Annotated in this window: 30 protein-coding genes and 2 pseudogenes; 17 read left to right on the top strand and 15 right to left on the bottom strand. The window is 73.2% G+C overall.

The genetic code is table 11. From position 1 onward, the window contains the following. From AB0J86_RS18880 to AB0J86_RS18860, 5 genes are all read right to left on the bottom strand, one after another. Positions 1–1,353: a glycoside hydrolase family 16 protein gene (locus AB0J86_RS18880; protein WP_363858687.1), complete on the bottom strand. Its 1,353-nt coding sequence runs from the start codon at positions 1,351–1,353 to the stop codon at positions 1–3. Positions 1,354–1,635: 282 nt separating this feature from the next. Continuing rightward, on the bottom strand, positions 1,636–2,400 hold the full coding sequence (locus AB0J86_RS18875) for a hypothetical protein (protein ID WP_363858685.1): 765 nt from the start codon (positions 2,398–2,400) through the stop codon (positions 1,636–1,638). 1 nt (position 2,401) lies between these two features. After that, a complete protein-coding gene (locus tag AB0J86_RS18870) occupies positions 2,402–2,752 on the bottom strand; it encodes a hypothetical protein (RefSeq protein ID WP_363858683.1) in 351 nt (116 codons plus the stop codon). Positions 2,753–2,842: 90 nt separating this feature from the next. Beyond that, positions 2,843–3,502 carry a hypothetical protein gene (locus AB0J86_RS18865; RefSeq protein WP_363858682.1) on the bottom strand — a complete coding sequence of 220 codons (660 nt, stop codon included), beginning with the start codon at positions 3,500–3,502 and terminating at the stop codon, positions 2,843–2,845. A 46-nt stretch (positions 3,503–3,548) separates the two neighbouring features. Further along, the gene (locus AB0J86_RS18860) at positions 3,549–3,803 is read right to left on the bottom strand and encodes a hypothetical protein (protein WP_363858680.1); all 255 of its coding nucleotides are present in this window, start codon (positions 3,801–3,803) and stop codon (positions 3,549–3,551) included. Positions 3,804–4,002: 199 nt separating this feature from the next. Between AB0J86_RS18860 and AB0J86_RS18855 the strand changes: the two genes are divergently transcribed. Both AB0J86_RS18855 and AB0J86_RS18850 read left to right on the top strand, forming a co-directional pair. Then, a complete protein-coding gene (locus tag AB0J86_RS18855) occupies positions 4,003–5,163 on the top strand; it encodes a low temperature requirement protein A (RefSeq protein ID WP_363858678.1) in 1,161 nt (386 codons plus the stop codon). Between the two features lie 106 nt (positions 5,164–5,269). Further along, complete coding sequence (locus AB0J86_RS18850) at positions 5,270–5,503, top strand: hypothetical protein (protein WP_363858676.1); 234 nt, start codon at positions 5,270–5,272, stop codon at positions 5,501–5,503. A 91-nt stretch (positions 5,504–5,594) separates the two neighbouring features. Here AB0J86_RS18850 and AB0J86_RS18845 read toward each other — a convergent pair whose 3' ends face one another. From AB0J86_RS18845 to AB0J86_RS18835, 3 genes are all read right to left on the bottom strand, one after another. Further along, positions 5,595–6,530, bottom strand: coding sequence for a DUF2332 domain-containing protein (locus AB0J86_RS18845; protein WP_363858675.1), 936 nt, complete (start codon positions 6,528–6,530; stop codon positions 5,595–5,597). A 100-nt stretch (positions 6,531–6,630) separates the two neighbouring features. Beyond that, on the bottom strand, positions 6,631–8,343 hold the full coding sequence (locus AB0J86_RS18840; RefSeq protein ID WP_363858673.1) for a glycoside hydrolase domain-containing protein: 1,713 nt from the start codon (positions 8,341–8,343) through the stop codon (positions 6,631–6,633). Between the two features lie 112 nt (positions 8,344–8,455). Then, positions 8,456–9,436, bottom strand: a complete 981-nt coding sequence (locus AB0J86_RS18835) for a phosphotransferase (protein ID WP_363858671.1) — start codon at positions 9,434–9,436, stop codon at positions 8,456–8,458. Positions 9,437–9,757: 321 nt separating this feature from the next. Between AB0J86_RS18835 and AB0J86_RS18830 the strand changes: the two genes are divergently transcribed. Next, positions 9,758–11,089, top strand: a complete 1,332-nt coding sequence (locus AB0J86_RS18830) for a family 43 glycosylhydrolase (RefSeq protein WP_363858669.1) — start codon at positions 9,758–9,760, stop codon at positions 11,087–11,089. A 38-nt stretch (positions 11,090–11,127) separates the two neighbouring features. On the opposite strand, the gene AB0J86_RS18825 is transcribed toward AB0J86_RS18830, so the two are convergent. From AB0J86_RS18825 to AB0J86_RS18810, 4 genes are all read right to left on the bottom strand, one after another. Beyond that, complete coding sequence (locus AB0J86_RS18825) at positions 11,128–11,592, bottom strand: nuclear transport factor 2 family protein (RefSeq protein ID WP_363858668.1); 465 nt, start codon at positions 11,590–11,592, stop codon at positions 11,128–11,130. A 281-nt stretch (positions 11,593–11,873) separates the two neighbouring features. Continuing rightward, positions 11,874–12,230 carry a DUF952 domain-containing protein gene (locus AB0J86_RS18820; RefSeq protein ID WP_363858666.1) on the bottom strand — a complete coding sequence of 119 codons (357 nt, stop codon included), beginning with the start codon at positions 12,228–12,230 and terminating at the stop codon, positions 11,874–11,876. A gap of 6 nt (positions 12,231–12,236) precedes the next feature. Beyond that, positions 12,237–12,551, bottom strand: a complete 315-nt coding sequence (locus AB0J86_RS18815; RefSeq protein WP_363858664.1) for a type II toxin-antitoxin system PemK/MazF family toxin — start codon at positions 12,549–12,551, stop codon at positions 12,237–12,239. Then, positions 12,548–12,799, bottom strand: coding sequence for a hypothetical protein (locus AB0J86_RS18810; protein WP_363858662.1), 252 nt, complete (start codon positions 12,797–12,799; stop codon positions 12,548–12,550). The genes AB0J86_RS18815 and AB0J86_RS18810 overlap by 4 nt, the downstream gene beginning before the upstream one ends. Before the next feature lie 294 nt (positions 12,800–13,093). On the opposite strand from AB0J86_RS18810, the gene AB0J86_RS18805 reads away from it, so the two are divergent. From AB0J86_RS18805 to AB0J86_RS18795, 3 genes are all read left to right on the top strand, one after another. Then, positions 13,094–13,642, top strand: coding sequence for a MarR family transcriptional regulator (locus AB0J86_RS18805; protein WP_363858661.1), 549 nt, complete (start codon positions 13,094–13,096; stop codon positions 13,640–13,642). Continuing rightward, complete coding sequence (locus AB0J86_RS18800) at positions 13,639–14,655, top strand: glutathione S-transferase C-terminal domain-containing protein (protein WP_363858659.1); 1,017 nt, start codon at positions 13,639–13,641, stop codon at positions 14,653–14,655. Before AB0J86_RS18805 ends, AB0J86_RS18800 begins: the two co-directional genes overlap by 4 nt. 127 nt (positions 14,656–14,782) lie before the next feature. Further along, positions 14,783–16,309, top strand: a complete 1,527-nt coding sequence (locus AB0J86_RS18795; protein ID WP_363858657.1) for an LLM class flavin-dependent oxidoreductase — start codon at positions 14,783–14,785, stop codon at positions 16,307–16,309. Between the two features lie 55 nt (positions 16,310–16,364). Here AB0J86_RS18795 and AB0J86_RS18790 read toward each other — a convergent pair whose 3' ends face one another. Continuing rightward, positions 16,365–16,871 carry a carboxymuconolactone decarboxylase family protein gene (locus AB0J86_RS18790; RefSeq protein ID WP_363858655.1) on the bottom strand — a complete coding sequence of 169 codons (507 nt, stop codon included), beginning with the start codon at positions 16,869–16,871 and terminating at the stop codon, positions 16,365–16,367. Positions 16,872–17,346: 475 nt separating this feature from the next. Here AB0J86_RS18790 and AB0J86_RS18785 point away from each other — a divergent pair, with 475 nt between their 5' ends. The 10 genes and pseudogenes from AB0J86_RS18785 to AB0J86_RS18740 all read left to right on the top strand — a co-directional run bounded on the left by AB0J86_RS18785 (position 17,347) and on the right by AB0J86_RS18740 (position 22,678). Next, positions 17,347–18,162: a hypothetical protein gene (locus tag AB0J86_RS18785; protein WP_363858653.1), complete on the top strand. Its 816-nt coding sequence runs from the start codon at positions 17,347–17,349 to the stop codon at positions 18,160–18,162. A 5-nt stretch (positions 18,163–18,167) separates the two neighbouring features. Next, the gene (locus tag AB0J86_RS18780) at positions 18,168–19,073 is read left to right on the top strand and encodes an SRPBCC family protein (RefSeq protein ID WP_363858651.1); all 906 of its coding nucleotides are present in this window, start codon (positions 18,168–18,170) and stop codon (positions 19,071–19,073) included. Continuing rightward, positions 19,070–19,279, top strand: a pseudogene (gene gvpJ / locus AB0J86_RS18775) (gas vesicle protein GvpJ); the annotation flags it as partial. The gene AB0J86_RS18780 and the pseudogene gvpJ (AB0J86_RS18775), both read left to right, overlap by 4 nt. Before the next feature lie 172 nt (positions 19,280–19,451). Continuing rightward, positions 19,452–20,249, top strand: a complete 798-nt coding sequence (locus AB0J86_RS18770; protein ID WP_363858649.1) for a GvpL/GvpF family gas vesicle protein — start codon at positions 19,452–19,454, stop codon at positions 20,247–20,249. A gap of 6 nt (positions 20,250–20,255) precedes the next feature. Continuing rightward, entirely contained in the window at positions 20,256–20,471 is a 216-nt protein-coding gene (locus AB0J86_RS18765; protein ID WP_363858647.1) for a gas vesicle protein GvpG, read from the top strand. Between the two features lie 73 nt (positions 20,472–20,544). Further along, complete coding sequence (gvpO, locus tag AB0J86_RS18760) at positions 20,545–20,994, top strand: gas vesicle protein GvpO (protein WP_363858645.1); 450 nt, start codon at positions 20,545–20,547, stop codon at positions 20,992–20,994. Positions 20,995–21,071: 77 nt separating this feature from the next. Continuing rightward, positions 21,072–21,188 (top strand): annotated as a pseudogene (gene gvpJ, locus AB0J86_RS18755) (gas vesicle protein GvpJ); the annotation flags it as partial. Positions 21,189–21,304: 116 nt separating this feature from the next. Continuing rightward, on the top strand, positions 21,305–22,096 hold the full coding sequence (locus tag AB0J86_RS18750; RefSeq protein WP_363858643.1) for a GvpL/GvpF family gas vesicle protein: 792 nt from the start codon (positions 21,305–21,307) through the stop codon (positions 22,094–22,096). Further along, positions 22,089–22,352, top strand: coding sequence for a gas vesicle protein (locus tag AB0J86_RS18745; RefSeq protein WP_363858641.1), 264 nt, complete (start codon positions 22,089–22,091; stop codon positions 22,350–22,352). Before AB0J86_RS18750 ends, AB0J86_RS18745 begins: the two co-directional genes overlap by 8 nt. After that, positions 22,349–22,678: a gas vesicle protein K gene (locus tag AB0J86_RS18740; protein ID WP_363858636.1), complete on the top strand. Its 330-nt coding sequence runs from the start codon at positions 22,349–22,351 to the stop codon at positions 22,676–22,678. The genes AB0J86_RS18745 and AB0J86_RS18740 overlap by 4 nt, the downstream gene beginning before the upstream one ends. A gap of 57 nt (positions 22,679–22,735) precedes the next feature. On the opposite strand, the gene AB0J86_RS18735 is transcribed toward AB0J86_RS18740, so the two are convergent. Next, positions 22,736–24,136, bottom strand: a complete 1,401-nt coding sequence (locus AB0J86_RS18735; RefSeq protein ID WP_363858634.1) for an MFS transporter — start codon at positions 24,134–24,136, stop codon at positions 22,736–22,738. Positions 24,137–24,303: 167 nt separating this feature from the next. Here AB0J86_RS18735 and AB0J86_RS18730 point away from each other — a divergent pair, with 167 nt between their 5' ends. After that, entirely contained in the window at positions 24,304–24,930 is a 627-nt protein-coding gene (locus AB0J86_RS18730; protein ID WP_363858632.1) for a TetR/AcrR family transcriptional regulator C-terminal domain-containing protein, read from the top strand. Positions 24,931–25,006: 76 nt separating this feature from the next. Here the strand turns inward: AB0J86_RS18730 and AB0J86_RS18725 are convergent, their stop codons facing one another. Then, positions 25,007–25,801, bottom strand: coding sequence for a methyltransferase domain-containing protein (locus AB0J86_RS18725; RefSeq protein ID WP_363858817.1), 795 nt, complete (start codon positions 25,799–25,801; stop codon positions 25,007–25,009). Positions 25,802–25,835 lie beyond the last annotated feature (34 nt).

Genomic DNA, 25,835 nt, shown 5'->3' with positions numbered 1-25,835 from the left:
TCAGCGCTGCCAGACCCGGACGTAGTCGACGCGGAAGTCGGCCGGGAAGGCGGTCGAGTCGTCCGGGTCGCCGAGCCAGCCGCCGACCTGGAAGTTGAGCCGCAGGTGGTACGGGCGCTGGAACACCTCGTCGAACCAGGGCGTGCTGCCCCGGTCCCGCTGCCAGACCTGCCGACCGTCGACGTACCAGCGCAGCACGCCCGGTTCCCACTCGGCCGCGTACGTGTGGAAGCCGTCGGCGGGGTGGCCGGACGGGAAGGCGTACCGGTTGTCCTGCTTGACCGGGGTGTAGTCGTAGAAGATCGCCTGGGTGGCGGCCCGGTGGTACTCGTCGCCGCCGGCCAGCTCGACGACGTCGATCTCGCCGTTGCCGCCGTCGTCCGGTCGCAGCCAGAAGGCGGGCCAGAGGCCGGTGGAGTTGCCCGGGCCGGTCGGCGACTTGGCGCGGATCTCGAACCGGCCGTAGGTGAACGACGCCGTGCCGACGGTGTCCAGGTAGGCCGTCGTGTAGTCCCGTCGCTGCGAGCCGCAGCTGAAGCTCTCGGCCCGCGCCCGCAGCGTGAGCAGCCCACCGCCGACGAAGACGTTCCGGTCCCGGTCGGTGATGCAGGCCCGGTCGTAGTCCACCCACGCGTCGTTCCTGGCGTTCCAGCGGGTCCGGTCCAGGGTCGAGCCGTCGAACTCGTCCGACCAGACCAGCCGCCAGCCGGGCGGCGACGCGGAGGGCGACGGGGACGCCGGCCGGCTCGGGCTCCGGGTACCGCCGGGCGAGGTGTCGTACGTGAGGGTCAGCCGGGGTCGCAGCGCCTCGTCGCGGTTCTCCCGCGACGCCCAGTAGATCCGGCTGTGGTGGCTCTCCTGCCGCACCGTGAAGGTGTACGTGCCGTTGCCCGCCAGTGCGGCGGAGACGTCCCACTCGTTGCCGCCCTCGCGCACCGTCGCGTTGCGGTCCAGTGGCCCGTCCAACGCCGGCCGGTCGCCGGTGTCGCCCGAGCCGCGCGCCCCGCCCGCCGCGCCGAAGACCTCGGTACGGGCCGGCGCGTCGGCCCAGGAGTGCAGCCGCAGCCGGGCCCGGATCCGGGTGGCGTTCGCGGGCAGCCCGGAGACCGCGAACTCGATCACGGCGTCCCGCCAGCCGGCCGGGTTGCCCTCGCAGAGCTCCGGGCAGGTGGCCAGCGTCGTCTTGGTCCCGTTGTCGCCGTCCTGCCGTACCGCCGTGACGGTGGTGTCGGCGCTGGCCCGTACGGTCACACTCCCCTCGTCGTCGGCGAGCAGCGGTACCGCGCCGGCCAGCACCGCGGCCAGCGCCGTACCGCCGATCGCGAGGTACGCGGATCGCCTCGTGCCTGCCATCCCGCCGCTCCCTGTCTCGACGCCCGATTGGCACGCTACCTGGCGCGACGCTCTGATCACACGAGGTGCGCCGGTTCTGAGCCACCGCCAACCCGGGGCTGACCTCCGCGTCATCCGGCGCGCCGGCCCATCCCGCCCCCCACCGCTCTCGCCGATCATGGAGTTGCGGCGGGGACAAAAGGGTCAACACGGGATACATCAACGACCATAAGTCCATGATCGACGTGGCGTGGCGCGCGGGGCGGCGCGCGGGGCGAGGAGGGACGGCGCCGGACGCCGGGGTCAGTTGCCGTAGACGGCCTGCGGCCAGCGGCCGTTCTCGAAGGTGCCGTGGTCGTTGCGCCGGGCGAGCACCTCCCGGAGGTCGCCGAGCGTCGCGACGAACTTGTCCGCCAGCTCCACCAGCTGGTTCACGGCGGCCTTGAGCAGCTTCTTCACGGCGTCGGCGGCGTGGTCGAGGGCGAACTGGACGTTGATGATGCTGATCCCGTCCACCGTGACGTTGACCAGCTCCGCGGCGGCGTCCACGAGGAGCTTCACGACCTCGACGGCGTACGCGACGTTGGTCTTGCCGATCTTGTAGAGCCATTCGCTCATGAAGACCGCGTTGTCGGCCGCCCTGTCGGCCGCCGCCTTCTGGGTGCCCTGCTTCTGCCGGTACGCCAGCGCCGCCGCGCCCCGCCAGTAGCCGAGGTTGTCGTCCTGCGGCGTGTTGATGTCGTACGCGATGTCGGAGACCGGGGACTGCACCGCGTTCAGGTAGTCGATGCTCGTGACGAAGAGCGAGATTACCGGTACGCCGCCCTGGAGCACCTTCTCCGCGTAGGTGATCGCCTCCTTGAGCGCGTCCCGCAGGTCGTCCAGGTGGTTGCGGATGAACCAGAGCGGGAGCGGCCCGAGCAGCCAGGCGTGTTCGTCCACCCCCTCGACGATCCGGTTGAAGTTCTGCACGCAGAGGTCGACGGCGTCGCGGAGGTGGTCGAACGCCTGCTCCAGGGCGAGCCGGCTCGACTCGATCTCGGCCACGTCGACGGGCGGCGGCGCCATCTCAGTTCCCCTCGGGTCGGGTGCCGTAGATCGACGTCAGGTCGACGCCGGCACGGGTGTCGCTGTCCGCGTACGCGTCCGCGGAGCGGTCCAGCGCCCCGCCGATCCGCTCGAACTCGGTGCCCGCGTCGGCGAGCAGCTGCACGAACCACTCGTGGAAGCCCGCGTACGACGAGTGGTGGCTCGTCACCGAGACCACGTCGGCGAAGAAGAACGCGCTCGGAGAGAGCTCCAGCCGGTTCGCGTCCGCCCTGACCCGACCCATCTCCTCGGCGAGCCGCCGCCACTTGCGGGCCTCGTTGTGCAGCGCGCTCAGCGCCAGCTCCACGCCCTCCTGCTCCTCGCCGGGCATCGAATCCCTCCTTCGTCGGTACCGGTCTCGTGCGGACGCGCCCGCGGACGCGCTGTGCCTCGATCGCGCTGTACTCAGCGGCGCCGTACCTCAGCGGCGCGACGCCCCGCCGACGTCGCGTACCTCGGCGAACGCGGCGCGCAGGTCGCCGGCGACCGCGTCCGGGTCGCGCTCGGCGAGCCGGATCGAGTCGACCAGCACGGCGCTGACCGTCGCGCCGACCGCCCGCAGCCGGACGTGTCCCGCCGGTCCGGGGACCGTACGCTCCGGCTCCGCCGCCGGGACCGGGGCCGAGGCGAGCCGGTCGAGGCGCTGGCGGGCGTCGTCGAGGCGCTGCCACACCCAGTCGAGCCAGCGTTCGTCGGTCACGTCCGGCGCCGGTGGCTCGTGCCGGGGCGCCGCGCCCGGCCCGCCCGGCCTCGCGCCGGGCCCGCCCGCGCGGGCGAGCGCCAGCGCGCGCTTCTGCTCCGCCTGCCGGTACGCCTCGAGCACCGCGTCGCCCAGCCGCTCGGGCGCGAGCCGCCGGGGCCACGCGCGGCTGATGCTCACGTCCACCACCGCGCCGTCGGCGCCCACCGTGACCCAGACCGAGTCCGACGCGTCGCCGCCCTGCTGCTGCGTGCCGGTACGCAGGTCCGGCTCCAGGCGGGCCATCGCCTCCTCGGCTCGGCTCCGCAGCGTCTGCGGGTCGCCGAGTCCGTCCAGGCGCGCCAGCCCGAAATCGTCGCGCATCATTCCTCCGGCGTCCATGAGCCGCTACAGCATAGGGGGGCCGGCGGAGCGGGCGCCGGGCTCGTCAGCGCCGCCGCAGCACCGCGCAGATCGCGTTCCCCTCGCGGAACTCGATCGTGTGCACCAGCTCGAAGCCGGCCGGGGCGAGCCGCTCGGTCGCGGCGAGCGCGACCGCGAGCCGTACGTGCCAGAAGCCCTTGGTGGCCGAGACGACCAGGTGCCGGTGCGGGTACTGCGCCAGGTCGAACTGGCCGGCGAGGACGGTCTCCGCCCGGACCTGGAACGTCTGGGCGATCAGCTGCGGCGTCTCGGGAGGCATGCGAGCCACCCTAGAGCCTGTTTCGTACGGCGCCCTGAATGGCCGTCCGATCGCTCCGGCGCCGGTAACTCGGCGTCGATCCGGTCGTTGGTCGCCATGTGCGGCAGGTCGCCGGCCGGTGGCCGGGTGAACCCCACCTCGGGAGACGTCACGAGCTCGGTGTGGGTGGGCCGGCGGGGGGCGCGGCGGGAGCTGATCGATGACGAGCGCGAATCCGGCCGGGCTACGCCGTATCCCCGGAGCATCGGATCGGGCGACCCTACTGGAGCTGTTCTTCGACGTCTTCTACGTCGCCTTGTTCGCGCAGTTGTCGACGGAGTTCGCCGAGGAACCCGGTTGGGGTGGGCTGGGACGGAACCTTCTCCTGCTGCTGGCCGCGTGGTGGACCTGGTCGGCTACCGCGCTCACCACCGAGTTCTACGATCCCCGGTTACGGGTGCTCCAGGCCGTGATCGCTGGCGCGATGTTCGGCGTGGTCCTGATGGCGGTCGCCGTACCGGGCGCCCACGAGGGACGCGGTCTTCTCTTCGCCGCCGCGTACGTCGGCCTCCACCTCGCACGCGAGGTGATGCTGGTCCTCGCGCTGCACCGGCACCACGCGCACGACCGAGCCCAGCGGTTCCTGTTCTGGTTCGTCGTCTCCGGAGCGCTGTGGCTCGGGGGCGGGCTCGTCGACCAGGCGTGGCGCGCCGGGCTGTGGGCCGTTGCCCTCGTTGTCGACTACGTGGCGGCCGCCCTGCGCTACCCGGTACCGGGACGAGGTCGGGTGCCACTCGACCAGTACGATCAGTTGAGCGTCCACTTCGGCGAGCGGTACCAACAGATCGCTATCCTGGCCCTCGGCGAACTGGCCCTGACGGCGGCGTTGGAATCCGGGAGCGTGGCATTCACTCCCGCCCGGACCGCCGCCTTCTTCGCCGCGATCGTCACCGTGCTGCTGTTCTGGCAGATCTACGTGATCCAGACGCACAGGTTCGTCGATCGATCGGCACACCGGTATCCGCGCCACGCCGTGCGCCTCGCACCATACGTCTACGCCACCTTGGTGACCGGGGTGGTCGCGACATCGGCCGGGGTGGATCTCGTCCTCCACCGGCCCCTTGGCACCACTCCCGCGAGCTGGATCGCCCTCATCGTCGGTGGCCCGGTCCTGTTCGTGCTCGGACGGATGGGCTCGGAGTACGTGCTCCTCCACCAGATCTCGCGGTCGCGGCTGGGCTGGCTGGCGCTGCTGATCGGGGCGGCGCCGGCGCTGACCGCGCTGGCCCCGGTCTTCGTCATGATCGTCGCCACCGGCGCGCTGGGCGGCATCGCGGTCACCGACACCTGGCGCGTCCGACACGAGGCCCCCGCCCGCTAGCCCGGGCGGACCGGTGGCCCCGCCGCCACGACCGACCGGCCCGAACCGGCGAGCGGGCCCGGGCCCCGGACGGGCGTACGTTTGGTAGCGGCGGAGGGAGCGCGACGTGATTCCCACACTGGTCCTGTTCGGTCTGGTGTTCGGCCGGTGGTGGCGGTCGGCGCTCGTCGCCGCCGCCGCGGGCTGGCCGCTGCTGCTGGTGGTCACCGGCGACGCGCCGGCCGGGCCGGGGTTGCTCGCCGGGGCCGCGCTCGCGGTCGTCAACACCGGCGTCGGCGTCCTGGTCCACCAGGGGCTCCGGCTCGCGGTAGGCCGGGCACGACGCTCGGCCGGCGGCTGAGGCGACCGGCCCTTCGAACGGGCCCTCGGCCGGCCGCCCCGGTCGGAGCGGCGGCAGGTCGCGGGTGGGCGTTGGGCGGCGGGGCGCGGTGTCAGGCGAACCAGACGAGTTCCTGCCCGTGCCCCCGGGTGAAGGCGAGCGGTCGCCCGTCGAGCGCGAGCACGTTGTAGAGCGCGTCGCCGGGCGGCTCCGGCAGCTCGTCGTACCGCAACACGCCCGGGTCCTCGTTCGCGATCCAGTGTCCGGGCAGCCCCCGGACCAGCCTGGCGAACGCCTCCCGCCGCGGGCCGGGCACCTGGTACAGCACCGAGCTGTGGAACACCACCAGCGTCGCGCCGGCCGGCGCCCGCGCCGCCAGGGCCGGCAGGTCGTCCACCAGGTCGCCGCGGACCAGCAGCGGCGGGTCGGCGGTGGCGACGGCCGCCGCGGCCCGCAGCCGGGCGCGGCGGTGGGCGTGCTCCGGCCAGACGAGCGCGTCGAGCCACCCGACGTCGGCCGGGTCGGTCAGCCGCAGCGGGTTCAGGTCGAGGCCGGCCCGCCACACCACCTCGGGGAGCCGCGCCGGCGGCGCCACCCCGGTCGCCGCGCACTCCAGGACCGGCTCGCCCGCGCCGACGAGCCGGTCCCCGTACCGGTAGGCGTACCGGTCGGGATAGAGGCAGAGCCCGGCGGAGGCGCCAACCTCCAACAGCGCGAGCGGCTGCGGCAGCGCGGCGAGGACCGGCAGCAGCACGGCGCACCGTCCCGCCTCGTTCGTCTGGGTGGCCCGGCGGCGCAGCTCGACGTCGACCGCCGCCCAGTTCGCCAGCACGAAGTCGCGGAACCCGCCCGGGTCGTCGACCGGCCCGCCGAGCAGCCGTACGACGCCGAACAGCAGGTTCGGCTGCCGCTTGCCCGCCGGGAGCGTACCGAGCCGGCCGAGCAGTTCCGCGTCGCCCGAGACCGCGAGGGCGAGCCGCTCGTACGTCGGCGACACCCCGCGCGCCTCGCGCAGCGCGAACCCGGCGTACTCGGAGGCGATCGTCATGCCGGGAGAATAGGCGTGGTACCCCGGTCGCCGCCCGCCCCGTACCGACGGCCGGGGCGGGCGGACCATGAGCGGGCGGACCGGGGCGGGCGGACCGGGCTCAGACCCGGGTGATCCGGACCGCGTCGGCGATGACGTAGCCGGTACCGGCCGTCCACCGGCTCACGCCCACCTTGTCGCCGTCGCCCGCGGCCAGGCTGAACACGCCGAGCGACACCCAGCGACCGCCGTTGGTGCGCTGGTTCACCCGGACCGTCTGGTTGCCGGCGGTGGTGGCGACGACGAACGGGGTGGAGTCGTTGTATCCGGCGTCGGCCGCGTACCAGACCGACACCTCGTAGCTGCCCGTCTCCGGGATGTCCGCCTGGTACCAGGCGACGTCGCTGGCGGAGACCGGTTCGGCGAAGCGGTAGTCCGCGCCGTACCGCTGGGTGGAGTAGGTGGACGTGCCCCAGTTCGCGCTCGCGGTGAACCGGCCGGCGGTGGTGTTGTCGATCGTGGTGCTCCACGCCGGCGGCTGGCCTCCCCCGCCCGCGGCGACGTCGAGGTAGTTGCGGTCGATGTGGATCTGTACGCCGCCCCAGGTCTCGTAGACGTTGCCGGCGTACTGGTGCAGCCGCTGGTGGTTCGCCCAGTACTCCGCCGGTACGTACGAGCCGCCGTCGGTGTCCGCCGCGTTGTTCCACCAGGCGATCCAGATGTGGTCCACCCGGCTGTAGGTGGGGTCGTCGTAGGCGCTGGCGAGGTCCACGATCCCGGACGACGCGCTGGAGTAGACCCCGGAGAGGTAGCCGCGCGCGTGCAGCGTGTCCGTCCAGCCGGAGAGGAACGACAGGACCGCGGCCCGGCAGGTCGCGTTCGACGGATAGCCCTCGATGTCGTTGTAGATCGCACTGCCGGCGGGGATGCCGAGCGCCTGCGCGGCCGAGACCGCGCTCGACGCGGCGGTCGAGCCCTGGGAACGCGCGGTCGCGGGATCGGTGGAGATCAGCAGCGTGTACCGGGTGGAGCAGGGCGCCTGCCGGCCGAGTTCGATCGGGATCAGGTGCCAGCCGTTCGCCGTCTGGTTGGTGACCCAGGTCGCGGTCAGGTTGGGTTGGGCGCACGAGCGGTTCGCGCCGCTGATGTAGATGCCGACGGCCCGGTACGGGCTGCTGTTCCGCCAGGCGTTCATCGCCGACTGGGACGGTGCCGTGCAGGTGTCGAAGCCCTTGCCGGTGTAGGCGCCGGGCTGGGGGCCGGCCGCGGCCAGCGGCGCCGCCCCGGCGGCGGCCCGCGACGCCGCACCGACCTCGGGTGACGGCGCGGGCACCGCGTCCGGGCCGAGGGTCGCGGAGGCGAGGATCCGGCGGACGAGAGGTTCGGTCGACGGCGTGTGCGCCGCCGTGACCAGCACGCCCGCGTCGCGTACCGCGAGCTGGATGGCGTCGTCCCGCGAGGCCGGCGCGGTCGCGACCGCCGTGCCCGGCGCGGTGGTCGCGGTGACCGCGGCCGCGCGCTCGGCCGACACCGCGTCGATCGGTTCGATGACGAGCCCGGCGGTACGCCCGGCGAGGTGGGTGGGGCAGGAGGACTGGTCGCCGGGGTGGCCCAGGTAGACGGCGGGCCGGTCGAACCGGACGCAGGCGTGCGGGTCGGACGCGAGGTCGACGACGGGCCAGTCCGCCGGGACGGCGACCCGGTAGCCGCGGTAGCTGACGGTGTGCGGCGCGAGCGGGTCGCCGGTGGGGTCCGCCTGGGCCGCCGTGGTCACCGCGGACGCTCCCGCGACCACGGCCAGGAGGCCGACCAGACCCGCCATGATCCTTCTCATCGACCTCTCCCTTGGAAAGAATCTTCACTCAATTCCGAGATACTTGGAAGATTCCTACCATTGATCGATGACGACCGCTAGGCCGTGTTCGGGCCGAGGCGACTCTCGGCCCCTAGGCTGGTGGCAGCTGGCTCAACGCGGACGGTCCCCACCCGGTCGGGTCGTCGCCCGGTGGCACCATCTCCATGGCCTGCCAGAGCAGCAGGATGTCCAACCAGCTCGCCTCGGCCGGAGTCAGCGGGCACACGGCCTGGTAGCCGGCGAGGAACCGCGTGCGGACCTCGGCCGGCACCGGCCCCCAGTCGTGGTAGCGGGTGCCGAGCAGGATCGCCGCGCGGGCCAGCTCGACGAGCCGGTGCTCGTGCCGGGTTTCCTCGAAGTCGAGGATCGCGGTGACCTCGCCGCCGGCGAACAGGACGTTGGCCGAGCGGAAGTCGAAGTGGACAAGTTGTCGCGGCAGCCGGTCGGCTGGAGCGGCGGCGACCAGCCCGCGCAGCACGTCGCGAGCCGCTGCCGGCAGATGCCCGGCGCGAGCGTCGAGCCAGCCGGTGACCCGCCGCGTCAACGGCTCGCACGCGACGTCGAGCGCGCGGAATCGATCAGCCTCCGGGTACGCCGCCAGCGCCTCCTGCAGCCGGGCCAGCGCCGCTCCGGCCGCCCGCACCTGATCGGGATCGGCGGTGTCGAGGAGATCGCCCTCGATCACCCGTTGCAGACCCATGGAGACGCCGTCGACCTCGGCTTGAAGACGGCCGTCCCGAGCGGGAACGGGGGCCGAAACCGGCAGCCCGTGGCGGTCCAGCCAGCTGGTGAGCCGCGCCACCTCCGCCAGGCGGGAGAAACGCCCGGGCACCACCGACCACTTCGCGAGCAGCCGACCGGACCGCGTGCCCACCCACGCCAGCGCGTTGCCGCCACTCATCACGATCCGCTCGCAGGAGTCGACGCGAACGCCCCAGTGCTCGTCCAGCGTGTCCGCCACCCAGCGGCCAGCCGCCTCCGCCCGGCCGAAGCCGAACCTCCCGTCGAGCGCCTGGCGGGGGTCACGCGCCTCCCACAGCATCTCCAACACCGGCGCAAGCGATTCGCTCATTCGGCGTATTCCATCATGGGACCGGCGGACCGCCCCGCCGCGGCACCGCCTCGGCCGCTGGTCAGCACCAACTGGTCGCCGCGGCACCGTCCCGAGTCCCGGGCCGCGGCGCCGGCCGCCCACCGGATACGCGCTCCGCGCGGTGCCGAGCATCGTCGCCACTCGCCGCCGTCATCCGCAGATTCCCCACCACAGCCCTCCAATCCCCATTGATCACCCAAATCGGACGATACGAGGATCGGCGCCCCAGGCGCAGGGTCAGAAGTGGACAACCGCGAACGACATCTTCCGGCGTCTATGTATCCGTGATTAGGGTGTTCCATGCGTCGCAGCGCCCTTCTCGTGGTGGCCGTTCTCGCCACCGGCACCGCGCTACCGAGTCCGCAGGCCGCCACCGCCGCGAACACACCCGCCGCGACGACATCCGCCGCGCTCGTGATCGCCAGCGACTTCCCCGATCCCGACGTCGTCAAGGTCGGCAACACCTACTACGCCTACTCGACCAACGGCGGGCAGGGAAACGTTCCTGTCGCCACGGCCGGATCCCTGACCGGGCCGTGGACCCGGCACCCCGACGTCCTGCCGACGCTCGGCGCCTGGGCGAGCGGGGGCCTCACCTGGGCGCCCGACGTCTCGTCCCGCGCCGACGGCACGTACCTGCTCTACTACACGGCGCGGAGCAGGGCCGTCGGCCGGCAGTGCATCGGCGCGGCCGTGGCCGGTTCCCCGCTGGGTCCGTTCACCCCCGTCGGCACCGGGCCGCTGGTCTGCGACGGCGGCGAGGGGGGCGACATCGACCCGTCGAGCTTCGTCGACGGTACGGGCACGCGCTACCTGCTCTACAAGGACGACGGGAACGCGATCGGCCAGCCGACGAGCCTCTGGCTGCAACGCGTGTCCGCCGACGGGCTGACGCCGCAGGGCGCCCGGGTCGAGCTGCTGCGCAGCGACCGGGCCGAGGAGGCGGGCGTGATCGAGGCGCCCGTGCTGACCAGGGTGGGGTCGCGGTACGTCCTCTTCTACTCGCTCGGCGGCTACGGGGGCGAGGGCTACCAGACGAGCTACGCCACCTCGACCTCGCTGACCGGTCCGTACACGAAGGCGTACCGGTCGCTGATCACGACCTCGACGGTGGACCGTGCGGTCATCGGCCCCGGCGGCGCCGACGTGGTACGCGAGCCCGGCGGCGACCACATCGTCTTCCACGGCTGGATCAACAACAACACGGCCCGGGGCATGTACGTGGCCGCGCTCGGCTGGAGCGGCGAGTACCCCGTGGTGCGGGGCAGCCGGGTGCGCTACGAGGCCGAACGCGGCGCGCTGAACCACTGCTCGGCGCGGACCGCCCCGAATGCCTCGCAGGGGCAGGTGGTGGCCTACCTCGACTACGCCGACAGTTGGGTCGACGTCACCGTCTTCGCCCCACGGGCCGGCGGGTACACCGCGTACATCACCTACGCCGCCGGTTACGGCGACGCGCAGCACACGCTGACCGTGAACGGCGGGGCCGCCCAAATCGTCGGCTATCCCGCCGCCGGCTGGGACAACTGGCGGCAGGTGGGGGTGGGGGTGACGCTCGCCGCGGGGGCCAACACGCTACGGCTGGCGTACCGCGACCGCTGGGCGGAGGTCGACCACATCGAGGTGGCCTGAGCCGTCACCCCGGCGCCGTCCCCCGGCCGGCCCGGCGGTCAGAGCCCCAGGTCGCTGAGGCCGGGGTGGTCGTCGGGGCGGCGCCCCTGCGGCCAGTGGTACTTGCGGTCGGCCTCGGCGATCGGCACGTCGTTGATGCTCGCCAGCCGGACGCGCATCAGCCCGTCCTCCTCGAACTCCCAGTTCTCGTTGCCGTAGGAGCGGTACCAGTTGCCGGAGTCGTCGTGCCACTCGTAGGCGAACCGGACGGCGATGTGGTTGCCGTCGAACGACCAGAGCTCCTTGATCAGCCGGTACTCCAGTTCCTTCGCCCACTTGCGGGTCAGGAACGCGGTCACCTCGTCCCGCCCGTGCAGGAACTCGGCGCGGTTGCGCCAGTAGGTGTCCGGCGTGTACGCCAGCGCCACCTTCTCCGGATCGCGGGAGTTCCAGGCGTCCTCGGCCAGGCGGACCTTCTGCCCGGCGGTCTCGCGGGTGAACGGTGGCAACGGAGGTCGGGTCATCGCGCTTCCCCTCGGTCCCTTCCGCCGACGCGAACGGCCGGTCGCGCCCGGACCGCCGCCGTCGCGGCCGCCCCGCTCCCGCCTCGACTCGGCATGATCGACACGAGCAAGCCTATCCGCTCCCCCGGCCGCCGGTACGGGTCTCCGAAAGACCGGCCGCCCCGGCGCGTCGGGCGCGCGGCCCGGCCGGCGGACCGGGTACGCGACGCGGGCACGGACCGGCCGGCAGGGCGAGCATGCGGGTCAGGCCGGCGGGGCGAGCCCACGGGTCAGGCCGGGGGTCAGGCCGGGGGGTCCGCGTCGAGCAGGGCCGCGACCGCCTCCGGTACCGGCCGGTCGGCGGGCAGCGGCGAGACCGCGACGACGGCGTCGACCGGAAGCGGGCCGTAGAGGTGCGGGAAGCGGGCGCCGCCGCGGGACATCTCCCACCGCAGCGCGGGGCCGAGCCGCTCCGCCGCCACGGCCAGCAGGGTGAGGTCGCGCTGGTCGGCGAAGTGGCGCGCCGCGGTCTCGACCACCTGGTCCCGGCCGGAGAGGTGGACGAAGCCGTCGCGCCGGTCCACCGCCGACCCGTCGTACCGTCCCCGGGACTCCGCCTCGGCCCACTCGGCCGCCGGCAGTAGCTTGTAGATCAGCACGTCGCCTCAGATCTCGAAGAGGTCGCGGAGCGCGTCGTTGAGGCGGGCCATGCTCGCGCCGGTCACCATGCCGACCCGGTCCGACCCGGCCGAGGCCGGCAGCCGGCGCATCCGGTTGACCACGACCACGCCGGAGAGCGGGTCGGTCTCGGCGAGCGGTACGACGAACGGCGGCAGCTTGGTGGAGCCGCGCTGACGGACGATCGGCGCGCAGTACGGCGACGCGCTGGGCCGGTCGTTGTGCGCGTCGCCGGAGAGGACGACCACGCGGTACCGCAGATCGCCCCGGCCACCGATGGTCCAGATCTCGCCGCGGTTCACGCCGCGTCGCCCAGGTCGGTCCAGCCCGCTTCGAGCCGGTCCGCCAGCCGGTCGAAGCCGTCGAGTTCGTCGCGTACGTCGGGGTTGGCGTCCAGCCACTCGTCCTGGTGCCGCCCGGCGTCGCGCAGCGCCTCGCGGCGGGCCGCCCGGTCCATCCAGGCGGAGAGGCTCATCCCCGCCCGCTCGGCGGCGGCGCGGGCCCGGGCGAGGGTGTCCGGGTTCAGGCTCAGCGTGACCTTGTCCGCCATACGGGGGATGGTACCGCCGGTGGTATCTCCGGACGTATCGCGCCGCGCCCCGCTCTCGTCGACCGTGCCGAACGCCCGTACCGAGCACGGGCACCGCCATCGACCACGAGCGCCGCCGTCGGCCGCCACATGGGCGCCGGTGTCGACCACCACGGATTGCCCGGGTGTCGTGCCGCGGCCGGCGGCCCCGGGGCGGCCGACGAGCGGGAACGGCTGTGTCGGCGCTCATCACGCATCCGCGCGACAAATGCTGACACCTCAGATACTGTTACCTCAGCGGAGTCGGAGGTGGGGATGGAACGGCCGGACAGCTCACGGCTGGCGGCGTGGCAGGACTTCCTGTTCGCGCACAGCCGGCTCCTGCGCGAGCTGGAGCGCGAACTCGGCGAGGCGAGCGGGCTCTCCGTGGCCCAGTACGACGTGCTGCTGCGGCTGAGCCACGCGCCGGAGAAGCGGCTGCGCATGGTGGACCTCTCCGAGGCCGTGCTCTACACCACCGGCGGGGTCACCCGGCTGATCGACCGGATGGCCGCCGCCGGGCTGGTCACCCGGGAGCCCTCCCCGACGGACCGACGCGCCGTCCTGGCCGCCCTGACCCCGGCCGGCGAGGAGCTGCTCCGCCAGGCCGGTCGGGTCCACCTGGCCGGCATCCAGCGACACTTCGGGGCGCTCCTGCCCGACGAGGAACTGCCGGCGGTCGCCCGCTTCCTGGGCCGGCTGGCGCGCCCGGGCGACGAACCCCGGTCGGCGGACGGGTGCGCACCCGACTCGGTGCTCGCCGAGGTCGACGCGGAGACCGGGAGCGGCGCGGAGACCGAGAGCGACGGGGCGGTACGGCAATGAGCGAGGAACACGGCCGGACGGGACAACGGGGCGAGACGAAGGAGTTCGTCCGCTCCCCGAACCGGTTCACCGACCGGATCACCGCCGACGGTTCCTCGGGCTGGCCGGTCGAGGCGGGCCGGTACCGCCTGGTGGTCAGCCGCGCCTGCCCCTGGGCGAACCGGGCGCTGATCGTACGGCGGCTGCTCGGGCTGGAGCCGGCGATCTCGGTGGCGGTCGCCGACCCGATCCAGGACGAGCGGAGCTGGCGCTTCACGCTCGACCCGGACGGCCGCGACCCGGTCCTCGGCATCCGCTACCTGGCCGAGGCGTACCGGGCCCGGGACCCGGAGTACGACGGCGGCGTCAGCGTGCCGGCGATCGTGGACGTCCCGAGCGGGCGGCTGGTCACCAACGACTACCCGCAGATCACCCTCGACCTCGAGACGCAGTGGACCGCGCTGCACCGGCCCGGGGCGCCGGACCTCTACCCCGAGCCGCTGCGCGACGAGATCGACGCCGTCAACGCGGAGGTCTTCCGGGACGTGAACAACGGCGTCTACCAGGCGGGCTTCGCCGTCAGCCAGCGCGGCTACGAGCGGGCCGTCACCCGCCTCTTCGACCGTCTGCGGGCGCTCTCCGAGCGGTTGGCGCGCCGACGGTACCTGGTCGGGGAGTCGATCACCGAGGCCGACGTGCGGCTCTTCGTCACCCTGGTCCGCTTCGACGCGGCCTACCACGGCCAGTTCAAGTGCAACCTCTACAAGCTCACCGAACTGCCCGTGCTCTGGGCGTACGCCCGCGATCTGTTCCAGACGCCGGGCTTCGGCGACACCATCGACTTCGACCACATCAAGCGGCACTACTACGCGGTGCACCGGCAGATCAACCCCACCGGCATCGTCCCGCTCGGGCCCGACCTCGCCGGCTGGTCGATCCCGCACGGACGCGAGTCGCTGGGCGGCCGGCCCTTCGGCGAAGGTACGCCGCCCGGACCGCCGCCGCCCGACGAGGCCGTACCGCCGCCGGCCTGAGCCCGACCGGGCGGCGCCCGCCCCGGCCCACCCGGCCGCGACCGCGCCACCGGGGAGCCACACCCGTCTTCGGCGTACCGAACCCCTCCCCTACCGACCCGTGCCCGTACCGAGCTGGAGTGTCCCCGTGCCCGATCATCGCCATCCGCTGCTCTTCGGCGCGTTCCTCGTACCGGACGCCCGGGAGCCGGAGCGCACCGTCGCCCTCGCCCGTACCGCCGACACGTTCGGGCTGGACATCCTCGGGGTGCAGGACCACCCGTACCAGCCGGGCTTCCTCGACACCTGGACCCTGCTCTCCGCCCTGGCCCGGCAGACCGAGCGGCTCGTCCTCTTCCCCGACGTGGCGAACGTGCCGTTACGGCCGCCGGCCGTGCTGGCCCGGGCCGCGGCCACGCTCGACCTGCTCAGCGGCGGCCGGTTCGAGTTGGGGCTCGGCGCCGGCGGCTTCCCCGGGGGCATCGCCGCGATGGGCGGTACCGAGCGGAGCCCGGGCGAGTCGGTCGACGCCCTCGCGGAGGCGATCACCGTGCTGCGGTCGCTCTGGACGCCCGGCGCGCCCGTCCACTTCGCCGGCAAGCACTACTCGCTGGCCGGCGCGCAGCCCGGTCCCCCGCCGGCGCATCCGATCGGCATCTGGATCGGGGCGTACAAGCCGCGGCTGCTGGCGCTCACCGGCCGGCTCGCCGACGGCTGGATTCCCAGCTCCGGCTATGCCGGGCCGGACCAGCTGCCCGAGCTCGCGAAGGTGATCGACCGGGCCGCCGAGGAGGCCGGGCGCGACCCGGCGGAGATCCGCCGCTGGTACAACGTCGGCGGCACCTTCTCCGCGCGCCCCGGCGGGTTCCTGCAGGGCCCGCCCCGGATCTGGGTCGAACAGCTCACCGAGCTGGCACTGGACCAGGGGATCAGCGGCTTCATCCTCGCCCCGGGCCGGGCGGTCGAGTCGGACCTGCGGCGCTTCGCCGAGGAGGTCGCGCCCGCCGTACGGGCGGCGGTCGCCGCGGCGCGCGGCACCGACACGGCGGTCGCGGCCGGCACCGGCGCGGCCGGGCCGGCGGATCCGCAGACCGACCTGGCACCCTCGGAGCGCACCACCGGCCGGGAGCCCGCCCTCGACCCGGCGACCCGGCCCCGCGCGCCCCGCGACCCCGACGCGCCCAGCACGGCCGCCGGGCGGGCCGCCGCCGAGGCGCTGGTCTACTTCCACGACAACCTGCGCAGCGAGCTGCAGCAGCTCGGCGAGGTGATCGAGCAGGTCGCCGCCGGACACAGCGACCCGGCCTCGGCCCGTTCGTTGATCAACCGGATGTCGATGCGGCAGAACTACTGGACGCTCGGCGCGTTCTGCGCCTCGTACTGCCGGGTGGTCACCATGCACCACACGATCGAGGACCAGCGGATGTTCGTCGAGCTGCGGGAGCGCGACGGCGACCTCGGGCCGGTACTGGACCGGCTCGGCGAGGAGCACGAGGTGATCGCCGGCGTGCTGACCCGGCTCGACCGCGCGCTGGTGGAGATGATCGGCGATCCGGAGCGGCTGCCCGCCGTGCGCTCGGAGTACGACCGCCTCGCCGAACTGCTCCTGTCGCACCTGACGTACGAGGAGGAGGAGCTGCTCGAACCGATCGGGCGGCTCGGCATCACGGTCTGACCCGCGGCCGGCGGAGCCGGGGTGCGGTGGGTGCCGCGCCCCGACCCCGCCGGCGTCACCGACGGTAGTTCTTCCCCGGGGCCCTGCCGGGGATCGGCCTCGCGATCAGCGCGACGGGTACGAAGAAGCAGATCTGGCCGATCGCCAGGATCAACGTCCAGAGCGCCTTCTCGTCGTAGTGGGCGGCGGCCCTCTCGTACAGCTCGTCCGGGACGCGCTCCCCCGACGGGTTCGGGGTCAGGACGGCGTCGACCAACTCCAGCGCGACCCGCTCGGCGTCGGTGAAGTAGGGGGCATCCGGCCAGGACGCCACCGCCGTGATCCGCTCCTCCGGCTCGCCGGCCCCGCGGAGGAGCCCGCTCTGCCGGACCGTGTGGTAGGTGCTGCCGACGATCTGTCCGGCGCGGAGCTGCACGAGGCCGATCGTGCTCCGCGGGACCGCACCGTTGCGGGTCGCCCTCGTCATCGCCGCGGCGATCTCCCCCAGCTCGGGGAAGAACCGGGCGGGGTCGGGCAGGCGCGACCGGACGTCGTCCTGGTCGGCTGCGGTGGAAGCGGACATGTCGCCCTCCTCGATTTCGGCGTCTCTATAGCCCGACGGCACAGCCCCGGCGATTGTGACGCGCCACGGTCAGCGCTGGGAGCTGGTCCACTCCCGCCGGGCGACCTGTCGGCGTCGGTCGGTGGTGCCAGACGACCGCGCCGTTTTGCGAGGTTGCGGCCCGGCCGCGATCTTCAACCGATACGCGCGGCGATTCCGTTTACGCACTCGCATCGCCGACTGACCGTTCCATCACCGATCATGTCCGGCGTAATGATCACCCCATTCGCCCGGCGCATTATCGCTGGTCAGTGCCGCCGTCCAGGCTTTGTGCCAAGCCGCACAAGAACCCGGTAAAGCGTTTCTGGCGAAAAGCGAAATGGGTACCGCCAGCGCCTGTCCGGAAATGGTTTCCGGCACGAGACAGCCGACCGGTGGCCGGCGCCGACGGAGGGTCGGCGTGGCCCGGCCGGCCGGATCCGAAGGAGGCAGCGGAATGAATCGCGCAGCCCAGTTCGCACTGGCGGCCAGTGCCGGCTATCTACTCGGTCGGCGCCGCAAGCTCCGGCTGGTGCTCGCCCTCGGCGGCGCGGTGGCGGCCGGACGGTTCAGCGGCAACTCGGGCGACCTGCTGCGTCGCGGCGCGAAGGCGCTGGGCGGCACCGGCGAACTCGGCCGGCTGACCACGCTCGGCGGTCCGCTGGTCACCGCGGCCCGGGCGGCGGCCACGAGCGCCGTGACCAGGCGCATCGACTCGCTCAGCGACAACCTGCACGACCGGGCCGAGCTGCTCCGCCAGTCCGGCGGCAGCGGCTCCGGCGGGGGGAAGACGGCGGCGAAGGACGCCCGGGACCTCGACAAGGGCCGCTCCGACGAGGACCTCGACGAGCGGGACGTCGAGGACGACGAGGAGTTCGACGACGACGAGTTCGACGACGGGGACGACGACCTCGGCGACGGGGACGACGAGCGGGACAACGAGGACGACGACCTCAACGCCGAGCGGGACGACGAAGCGGACCTGCCCGAGGACGAGGACGAGGACGAAGACGAAGACGACGGGGAAGACGAGGGCGAGGACGACGACCTGCCGGAGGACGAGGACGACGGGGAAGACGAGGACGAACCGGCCGCGGCGGCGCGGAGCGGGAGCGGCCCGGCTCGGCGTTCGTCGGCACAGCAGGGCAAGGCCGCCACGACCCGGGCGAAGGGCGCGCCGGCACGGGCGCAGAACAGCACGACCCGGGCGAAGAAGAGCGCACCGGCACGGGCGGCGGAGAGCGCCGCGCCGGTACGCCGGCGGGGGAAGTGATCGCCATGCCTCGGACGACGACGGAAAGCCGCCCCATCCGGGAACTGCTCGCCGAGCGGATCGGCGGCGAGCTGCGCAACCTGGCCGGCGCGGCCGGCGAACGCCTGGTCTCCACGGCGACCGCGCGGATCGGCTCGGCCACCAGCCGGCTGACCGAGTACGCCGACGGGGGCGGGCCGGGCCGGGCCGCCGCGGCCGCGGGAGCCCGCAAGCTGGCCGAGGGGCGCTCGCCCGCACGGGCCGGGCTGAGCGCCGGCCTGGCGGCCGGGAAGGAGCAGCTCAAGGCGGCTCTCGGCAAGGGCGGCGGCGGGTCGAACAAGGTGAAGGTGACCAACATCGTCGAGTCGATCGACGTCGGGGTGCCGGTGCGGGTCGCCTACAACCAGTGGACCCGGTACGAGGACTTTCCCCGCTTCACCAAGAAGGTCGAGCACGTCGAGCGGACCTCCGACGAAAAGCTGACCTGGAAGGCGCAGGTCTTCTGGTCGCACCGCAGCTGGGAGGCGACGGTGCTGGAGCAGGTGCCCGACGAGCGGATCGTCTGGCGCTCCAGCGGCAAGAAGGGGCACGTGGACGGCACCGTCACCTTCCACGCGCTGACGCCGAGCCTGACCCGCATCCTGCTGGTGCTGGAGTACCACCCGCAGGGGCTCTTCGAGCGGACCGGCAACCTCTGGCGCGCCCAGGGCCGGCGGGCGCGGCTGGAGCTGAAGCACTTCGCGCGGCACGTCATGACCCAGTCGATCCTGCGGCCCGACGAGATCGAGGGCTCGCGCGTGGAGATCCGTGACGGGCGGGTGGTGCGGCGCGACGAGCCCGGCCCGAAGCGGGGGCGTGGCTCGGGCCAGGACCAGGACCAGGAGCGCGGTACCGGCGAGCGGGCCCGCACGAACCGAAAGGGACGGCGATGACGATCGAACCAACCGGTACGAGCGCGGCGGCCGGCGGTGGCGGCAGCAGCGGCTCGGACCTGGCCGACGTGGTGGCGACGATCCTCGACAAGGGCGTGGTGATCGACGCGCACGTCTCCGTCGGCATCGTCGGCATCCAACTGCTGACCATCGACGCCCGGGTGGTGGTGGCCAGCGTGGACACGTACCTGCGGTTCGCGGAGGCGACCAACCGGCTCGACCTCTCCGGTACGCAGGGCAAGGGCCTGCCCGACCTCGTCGGTGGGCCGAAGGCGGGGCTGGTGGAGAAGGCCGGTGACGCGCTCGGCGAACTCGTCGGCGGGGCCGGCCGCGAGCGGGAACGGGCACCGCGTCGGCGGCGCCGGGAGGAGGACTGAGATGACCGACCGATCGACATCGCCCGCGGCGCCGGCCGACGGTACCGCCCCGGAGCGCGGATGGTTCCTCTACGGGCTGGTACCGGACGACGTGGAGGCCACCTCGGCGGCCCGCGGCCTGGACGAGTCGCTGGGGCCGGTGACGGTGCTGAGCCACGACGGGATCGGGGCGCTGGTGAGCGAGATCCCGCTCGACGTGCGGCTGGGCCTGCCGGAGCAGCTGGTCGCGTACAAGGAGTTGCTCGACGCGACGGCGCTGGCGGCACCGGTGCTGCCGGTGCGCTTCGGCACGGTGCTGACCAGCCCGGAGGCGGTCACCGAGCTGCTCGCGGCCGGCCGGGACGAGTACCGGGCCGCGCTGGAGGAGTTGGAGGGACGGGTCGAGTACCTGGTCCGGGCCCGGTACGACGAGCGCGCGGTGCTGACCGAGGTGCTCGAACAGAACTCCGAGGCCGCGCGGCTGCGCGAACAGCTGCGGGGCCAGCCGGAGGAGACCGGCATGGACCTGCGCATCCGGCTCGGCGAGATCCTCAGCCAGGAGGTCGAGGCGCGCCGCGCGGCGGACACCGAACGCCTCGTCCAGTTGCTCGGGCCGGTGGCCGTGGCGCACGTACCGCAGTCGCCGCTGCACGAACAGGACGCCGCCAACGTCGCGTTCCTCGTCGACGAGGACCGGCGGGCGGACTTCGAGCGGGCCGTCGACGGGATCACCGACGAGTGGCGGGACCGGGCCACGGTACGGCTGGTCGGGCCGCTCGCGGCGTACGACTTCGCCGGTGGTACGCGGCCGAGGGGGTGAGCGGCGATGCTGCTCACGTTGCTGACGCTGCCGCTCGCCCCGGTGCGCGGGGTGACGGCGCTGGCCCGGGTCCTGCTTACCCAGGCGGAGCAGGAACTCTACGACCCGGCCCGGGCCTGGCGCCGGTTGGCCGAGCTGGACACGGCGGCGAAGGAGGGCCAGATCTCCCCCGAGGAGTTGGCCGCCGCCCGGCAGCAGATCCTCGACCGCCTGATCGCGTGACCGAAGCCGCCCGGCGGCAGGTCACGAACGAACGGAAGCAGCCGGCGGAACGAACGGAAGCAGAGGTGATCAGATGCCCAGCGCAGGGCGGACCGAACGGGAAGGCCGCGCCGCCCGACGCCGCCGCGCCCGGCCCGAGGAGCCGGACGAGCGGTACGACGACGAGCCGGAACAGCCGGACGAGCCGCAACAGCCCGACGAGCCGGAACAGCCCGACGAGCCGGAACAGCCGGACGAGCCGGACCGGGCGGCGCCGCTGCCGGCGCGGCTCGCGGCGCGGGCCGGTCTGGAACACGTCGCCGAGCTGACCACCAAGACGCCCACCGGGGTCACCTCGCTGGACCGGACGGAGGACGGCTGGACGGTCGGGGTGGAGGTGATCGAGGATCGGCGCATCCCCTCCTCCACCGACATCCTCGCCGTCTACGAGGTGCAGGTCGACGCCGAGGGCGAGCTGATCGGGTACCGCCGGGTCCGGCGCTACCCACGCGGACGCGGCGACGGCGGGAGCGAGTCGCGATGACGGGCGTACCGGAGTATCCGGCCACGTCCGGCGGGTACGGGCTTCCCGCGACCGGGCAGTCGGGCAACCTCGCCGACATCCTGGAGCGGGTGCTCGACCGGGGCATCGTGATCGCCGGCGACATCCGGGTGAACCTGCTCGACATCGAGCTGTTGACGATCAAGCTCCGGCTGGTGGTGGCCTCGGTCGACACCGCCCGGGAGATGGGCATCGACTGGTGGGAGCACGACCCGTTCCTGACCGCGCGCCCGCGCCGCCCGGTGCCGCCGGGCGACGACCGGGGCGAGTTGACCGGCGGAGAGGAGGAGCGTTGAGCGAGGAACCCGTTCTCTGGCTGCACGCCGTGACGCCCGGCCCGGACGCCGGCCGGCTCGCCGGGATCACCGGCGTCGGTGGCGGACCGGTCCGGCCGGTCGCGGCGGACGGTCTGGTGGCCGTGGTGGCCCCGGTCGCCCCGACCGAGTACGGCGAGGTCGCGCTGCGCCGCAACCTCGAAGACCTGACGTGGCTGGAGCGGGTGGCCCGCGAGCACCACCGCGTCGCCGACGTGCTGGCGCGACTCGGCCCGGTGGTGCCGGCCCGGCTCGCCACCGTCTACCGCGACGAGGGCGGGCTGCGGGAGGCGCTGGCCCAGCGGCGGGACGACTTCCGGGCCGCGTTCGACCGGGTCGCCGGCCGGGTCGAGTGGGGCGTGAAGGCATACGCCGTACCCGGGGCGGGCGCCGCGGCGAGCGCGCCGGCCGCGTCCGGGGGCGCCGGCGGGGCCGGCACGGCGTACCTGCTGCGACGCCGGGCCCAGTTGGCCGCCACCGAGGCGGCGGGGCGGGCGGCGGCGCGCGCCGCGCAGGCGACGCACGAGGCCCTGGCCCGGCACGCCCGGGCGGCCAGGCGGCACGCGCCGCAGGACCGGGGGCTCAGCGGCGTACCGGAGCAGATGCTGCTCAACGGCGCCTACCTGGTCGACGCCGACGGCGGTACGGACTTCGCGAACCTGGTCGAGGCGCTCGCCGGGCGGTACCCCGCGATCCGGCTCGAACTGACCGGGCCGTGGCCGCCGTACTCGTTCGCCGACATCGACGACGGGGGGCGGCACGATGGGTGACGCGTGGACCCGTGACGACGCCTCGACGAGCGACGCCCTGACGGGCGAGGTCGTCGGCGCGCCGGTACCGGACGGCGCCGACGACTACCGCCCGGTGGCCCTGGTCGACCTGCTCGACCGGGTGCTCGCGCGCGGGGTGGTGGTCAGCGGCGAACTCGCCCTCTCCATCGCGGACGTGGACCTGGTCTACGTCTCGCTGCGGGCGCTGCTCTCGTCGGTGCGCGCGGCGGCGGGCGGACCGGAGGCGCCGCGATGACCGGCGACGCGGGCGCGGCCGGCGGGGACGTCGGGATTCCCGAGCCCCGGCGGCTCGCGCGCGGCGTGCAACTGGATCGGGACGGGGTCGAGCGCGGCCTCGGCGGGCTGGTGCTGACCATCGTGGAGTTGCTGCGGCAGCTGATGGAGCGGCAGGCGCTGCGCCGGATCGACCAGGGCGACCTCACCGACGAGCAGATCGAGCGGATCGGCGCGACGCTGATGGCGCTGGACGAGCAGATGACCGAACTCCGGGAACACTTCGGGCTCGCCCCCGAGGACCTGAACCTCGACCTCGGCCCGCTCGGCCCGCTCCTGCCCCGTTGACGTCCCTCCCGCGCTGGAGGATGGGGATTCCTCCGCGCCGCCCCGGTTGATCGCGGCTCAGCTGGCCGTGCGTCGCTGGCCGGATCGAAGTAGGACGGTGGCAGTGGCCGCACCGATGATGGCGGTGCCGGCGCCGATGGCGATGAGGTGGTTGAGCCCGTCGGCGAAGCCGGCGGCGGTTTCCGGGAAGGTGCCGAGGACGGCGCCGTAGCTGGCGATGCCGAGGGCGAATCCGAGTTGTAGCGCGGTGTTGTTGACGCCGGCGGCCACGCCGACCTGTGCTGGCGGGACATCGACGGCGAGAGCACCGAGCACGGGCAGGGCGACGCCGCAGCCGAGGCCGGTGACGACCATGCCTGCCAGGAAGTGGCTCCAGCCGGTGCGCTCGGTGACCCCGAGCATGAGCAGCAGCCCGACGCCGATGAGTGCGAGGGAGACGCCGATGGTGAGTCGGGGCGGGATGCGATCGAGGAAGGCGCCCACCGCCGCCCCGGCGATCATGATTGGAATGACGATGGGCAGGAAGGACAGTCCCGCTCCGATGACGCTCTTGCCGAGGTGGTTCTGGAAGTAGACGGAGAAGAAGACGAACAAGGCGAAAACGCTGCCCTGGACGGTGAACGAGCCGATCTGGGTGGCGACGAATGTGCGGTCGGCAAAGAGCCGCAGGTCGAGCATGGGGTGGGTGAGCCCGCTCTCGACGACGAGGAACGCGGCGAGGGCTAGACCGGCACCGGTGAGACAACTGAGAATCAGCGGGTCGGTCCAGCCCCTGTTGTTGGCGCTGAGGAGCGCGTAGACGAGCGCGACGAGCCCGATGGCGAGCAGCAGCGGGCCCGGCACGTCGATCCGGCGGTGCCGCAGCAGTTCCTCGCCGCGGCGCAGCTTCGACCAACCGATGGTCATCGCGGCGGCCGCGACGGGCAGGTTGACCAAGAAGATCCACCGCCAGCCGAGGCCGTCGGTGAGCAGGCCGCCGATGACCGGGCCAAGTACCACCGCGATCCCCGCCGTCGTACCGCGGACGGCGAACGCCGTGCCGCGCGCCGCGCCGGTGTAGTTCTGCCCGATCAACGCGAGCGTGGTGGCGAACATGATGGCGCCGGCGAGCCCTTGCGCGACTCGCGCGGCGATCAGCATCGTGAGTGTCGTCGCGAGGCCGCAGGCCACCGAGGCCATCGCGAACCATCCGACGGAGATCAGGAACAGCCTCCGCCGACCGTACCGGTCAGCGAGCGCACCGGCGCTGAGCTGAACGGCGGCCATGGCGATCGTGTAGGCGTTCATCACCCATTGCAGGTCAGTGACGTCGCCATCGAGGTCACGGGCCATGGCCGGCAACGCGACGGTCACCACGGTCGCGTCGAGCATCAGCACGAACACCGCGAGCACGACCGCGACCAGCGGCAGCCAACTCGTCGTTCGGCTGGTCGATCCCTGTGTCGATACGGCAACCATCGAACATCCCCCTATCGTCGATAGGCGGAAACTATCAGTGATAGGTAACCCCTTGCAATGGTAGGCTGCCTCCACGGACGAGAGGGGAAGGGATGGCTGGGCGGGCGTGGCCATACCCGTGGCCCGACAGTGGTGACGGCCATGGACGGCTGGACCGTGCGGAGATCGTGCGCGCGGCTCTTGAGCTGCTGGATGCCGATGGGGTCGAACAGTTCAGCACGCGCAAGCTGGCCGCCCGGTTGGGCATCAAGTCGCCGTCGCTGTACTGGCACGTGAAAGGCAAGGAGGAGCTGTTCGCGCTGGTGATCGACCATGTTGTCGGCCAGTGTGCGCTGCCGTCGCGGCACTCCGGGTGGCGTCAGCAGCTTGACGTGATCGGGCATGGCCTGCGCAGGGCGATCATCGAACACCCGGCCACCCCGCAATTGCTGCTCGGACGACCGATGTTCGGGCCGAACGGCCTCCGCCTGGCCGACCATGTGATCGGCGCCCTGCGCGAGCATGGCTTCACCGACAAGCTAGCCAGCTACGGCTACATCGTCTTCCTGAACTACGTGGTCGGCTTCGCCAGCCAGGAGACCGCCTTCGGCAAGGGGACCGGCCAGGCAGGCCGCCTCGACCAGGTCAAATCCTTCCTCGCGGCGCTGCCGCCCGAGCAGTACCCCGACCTCACCGCCGTGACCGGCGAACTTCTGCTCGGCCAGTTCACCCATCGTTTCGCGCTGGGTCTAGACGCCATCCTCGACCGCTTCGAGAGGGAGCGCGACAAGGCGGCCACCGTTCGCTCCCCGTGATCGGGCTCGTCGCCCCTCCGGCGCGGGGCGGAGCGGCGACGGCTTGCCGTCCGGTAGCCGTCTCCGCCGCGGCCGGTCAGCGTACCCGGCAGAGGATCTCGCCGTTGAGGACCGTGAACCAGCCGTCGGGGTGGACGCCCCACTCGCGCCACCCGTCGGCGATCCGTTCCAGCTGGGCGGTCGTGGCGTGCCCGACCTCGGTGGCCCGGCGGGCGTACGTGGCGGCGAGCGTGCGCTCCGCCCAGAGGGCGCTCCACCAGGCGCGCTCCTGCTCCGTGGTGTAGCACCAGTTGCCGGTGGAGGCGGTGATCTCGGTGAAACCGGCCTCCCGCGCCCAGGCGTGCAGCCGGCGTCCGGCGTCCGGCTCGCCGCCGTTGGCGCGGGCGACCCGGCGGTAGAGCGCGCGCCACTCGTCGAGGACGGGGACCTCGGGGTACCAGACCATCGCGGCGTAGTCGCACTCCCGTACCGCGACGATGCCGCCCGGCCTGGTCACCCGGCGCATCTCGCGCAGGGCCCCCACCGGGTCGCCGACGTGCTGCAACACCTGGTGCGCGTGCACCACCGAGAAGGTGTCGTCCGGGTAGTCCAGGGCATGCACGTCGGCGACCGCGAAGTCGATGTTGGTGAGCCCGCGGTCGCGCGCCAGCTCGCGGGCCTCGTCCAGTACGCCCGCCGCGGCGTCGACCGCGGTGACGTGCCCCTGCGGCACCCGGGCCGCCAGGTCCGCGCTGATGGTCCCGGGGCCGCAGCCCACGTCGAGGATCGTCATGTCCGGCCGCAGCTCCGGCAGCAGGTAGGCGGCGGAGTTCTCGGCGGTGCGCCAGCGGTGGGAGCGCAGTACGGAATCGTGGTGGCCGTGGGTGTACACGGCCGCGTCGGTCGCCATGCCGGCAACCCTAGAC

Origin of the sequence: Micromonospora sp. NPDC049559 (genome assembly GCF_040676675.1) — a bacterium.
Lineage (GTDB): Bacteria > Actinomycetota > Actinomycetes > Mycobacteriales > Micromonosporaceae > JBFAPK01.
This window is presented reverse-complemented; position numbering and strand designations above follow the sequence as displayed.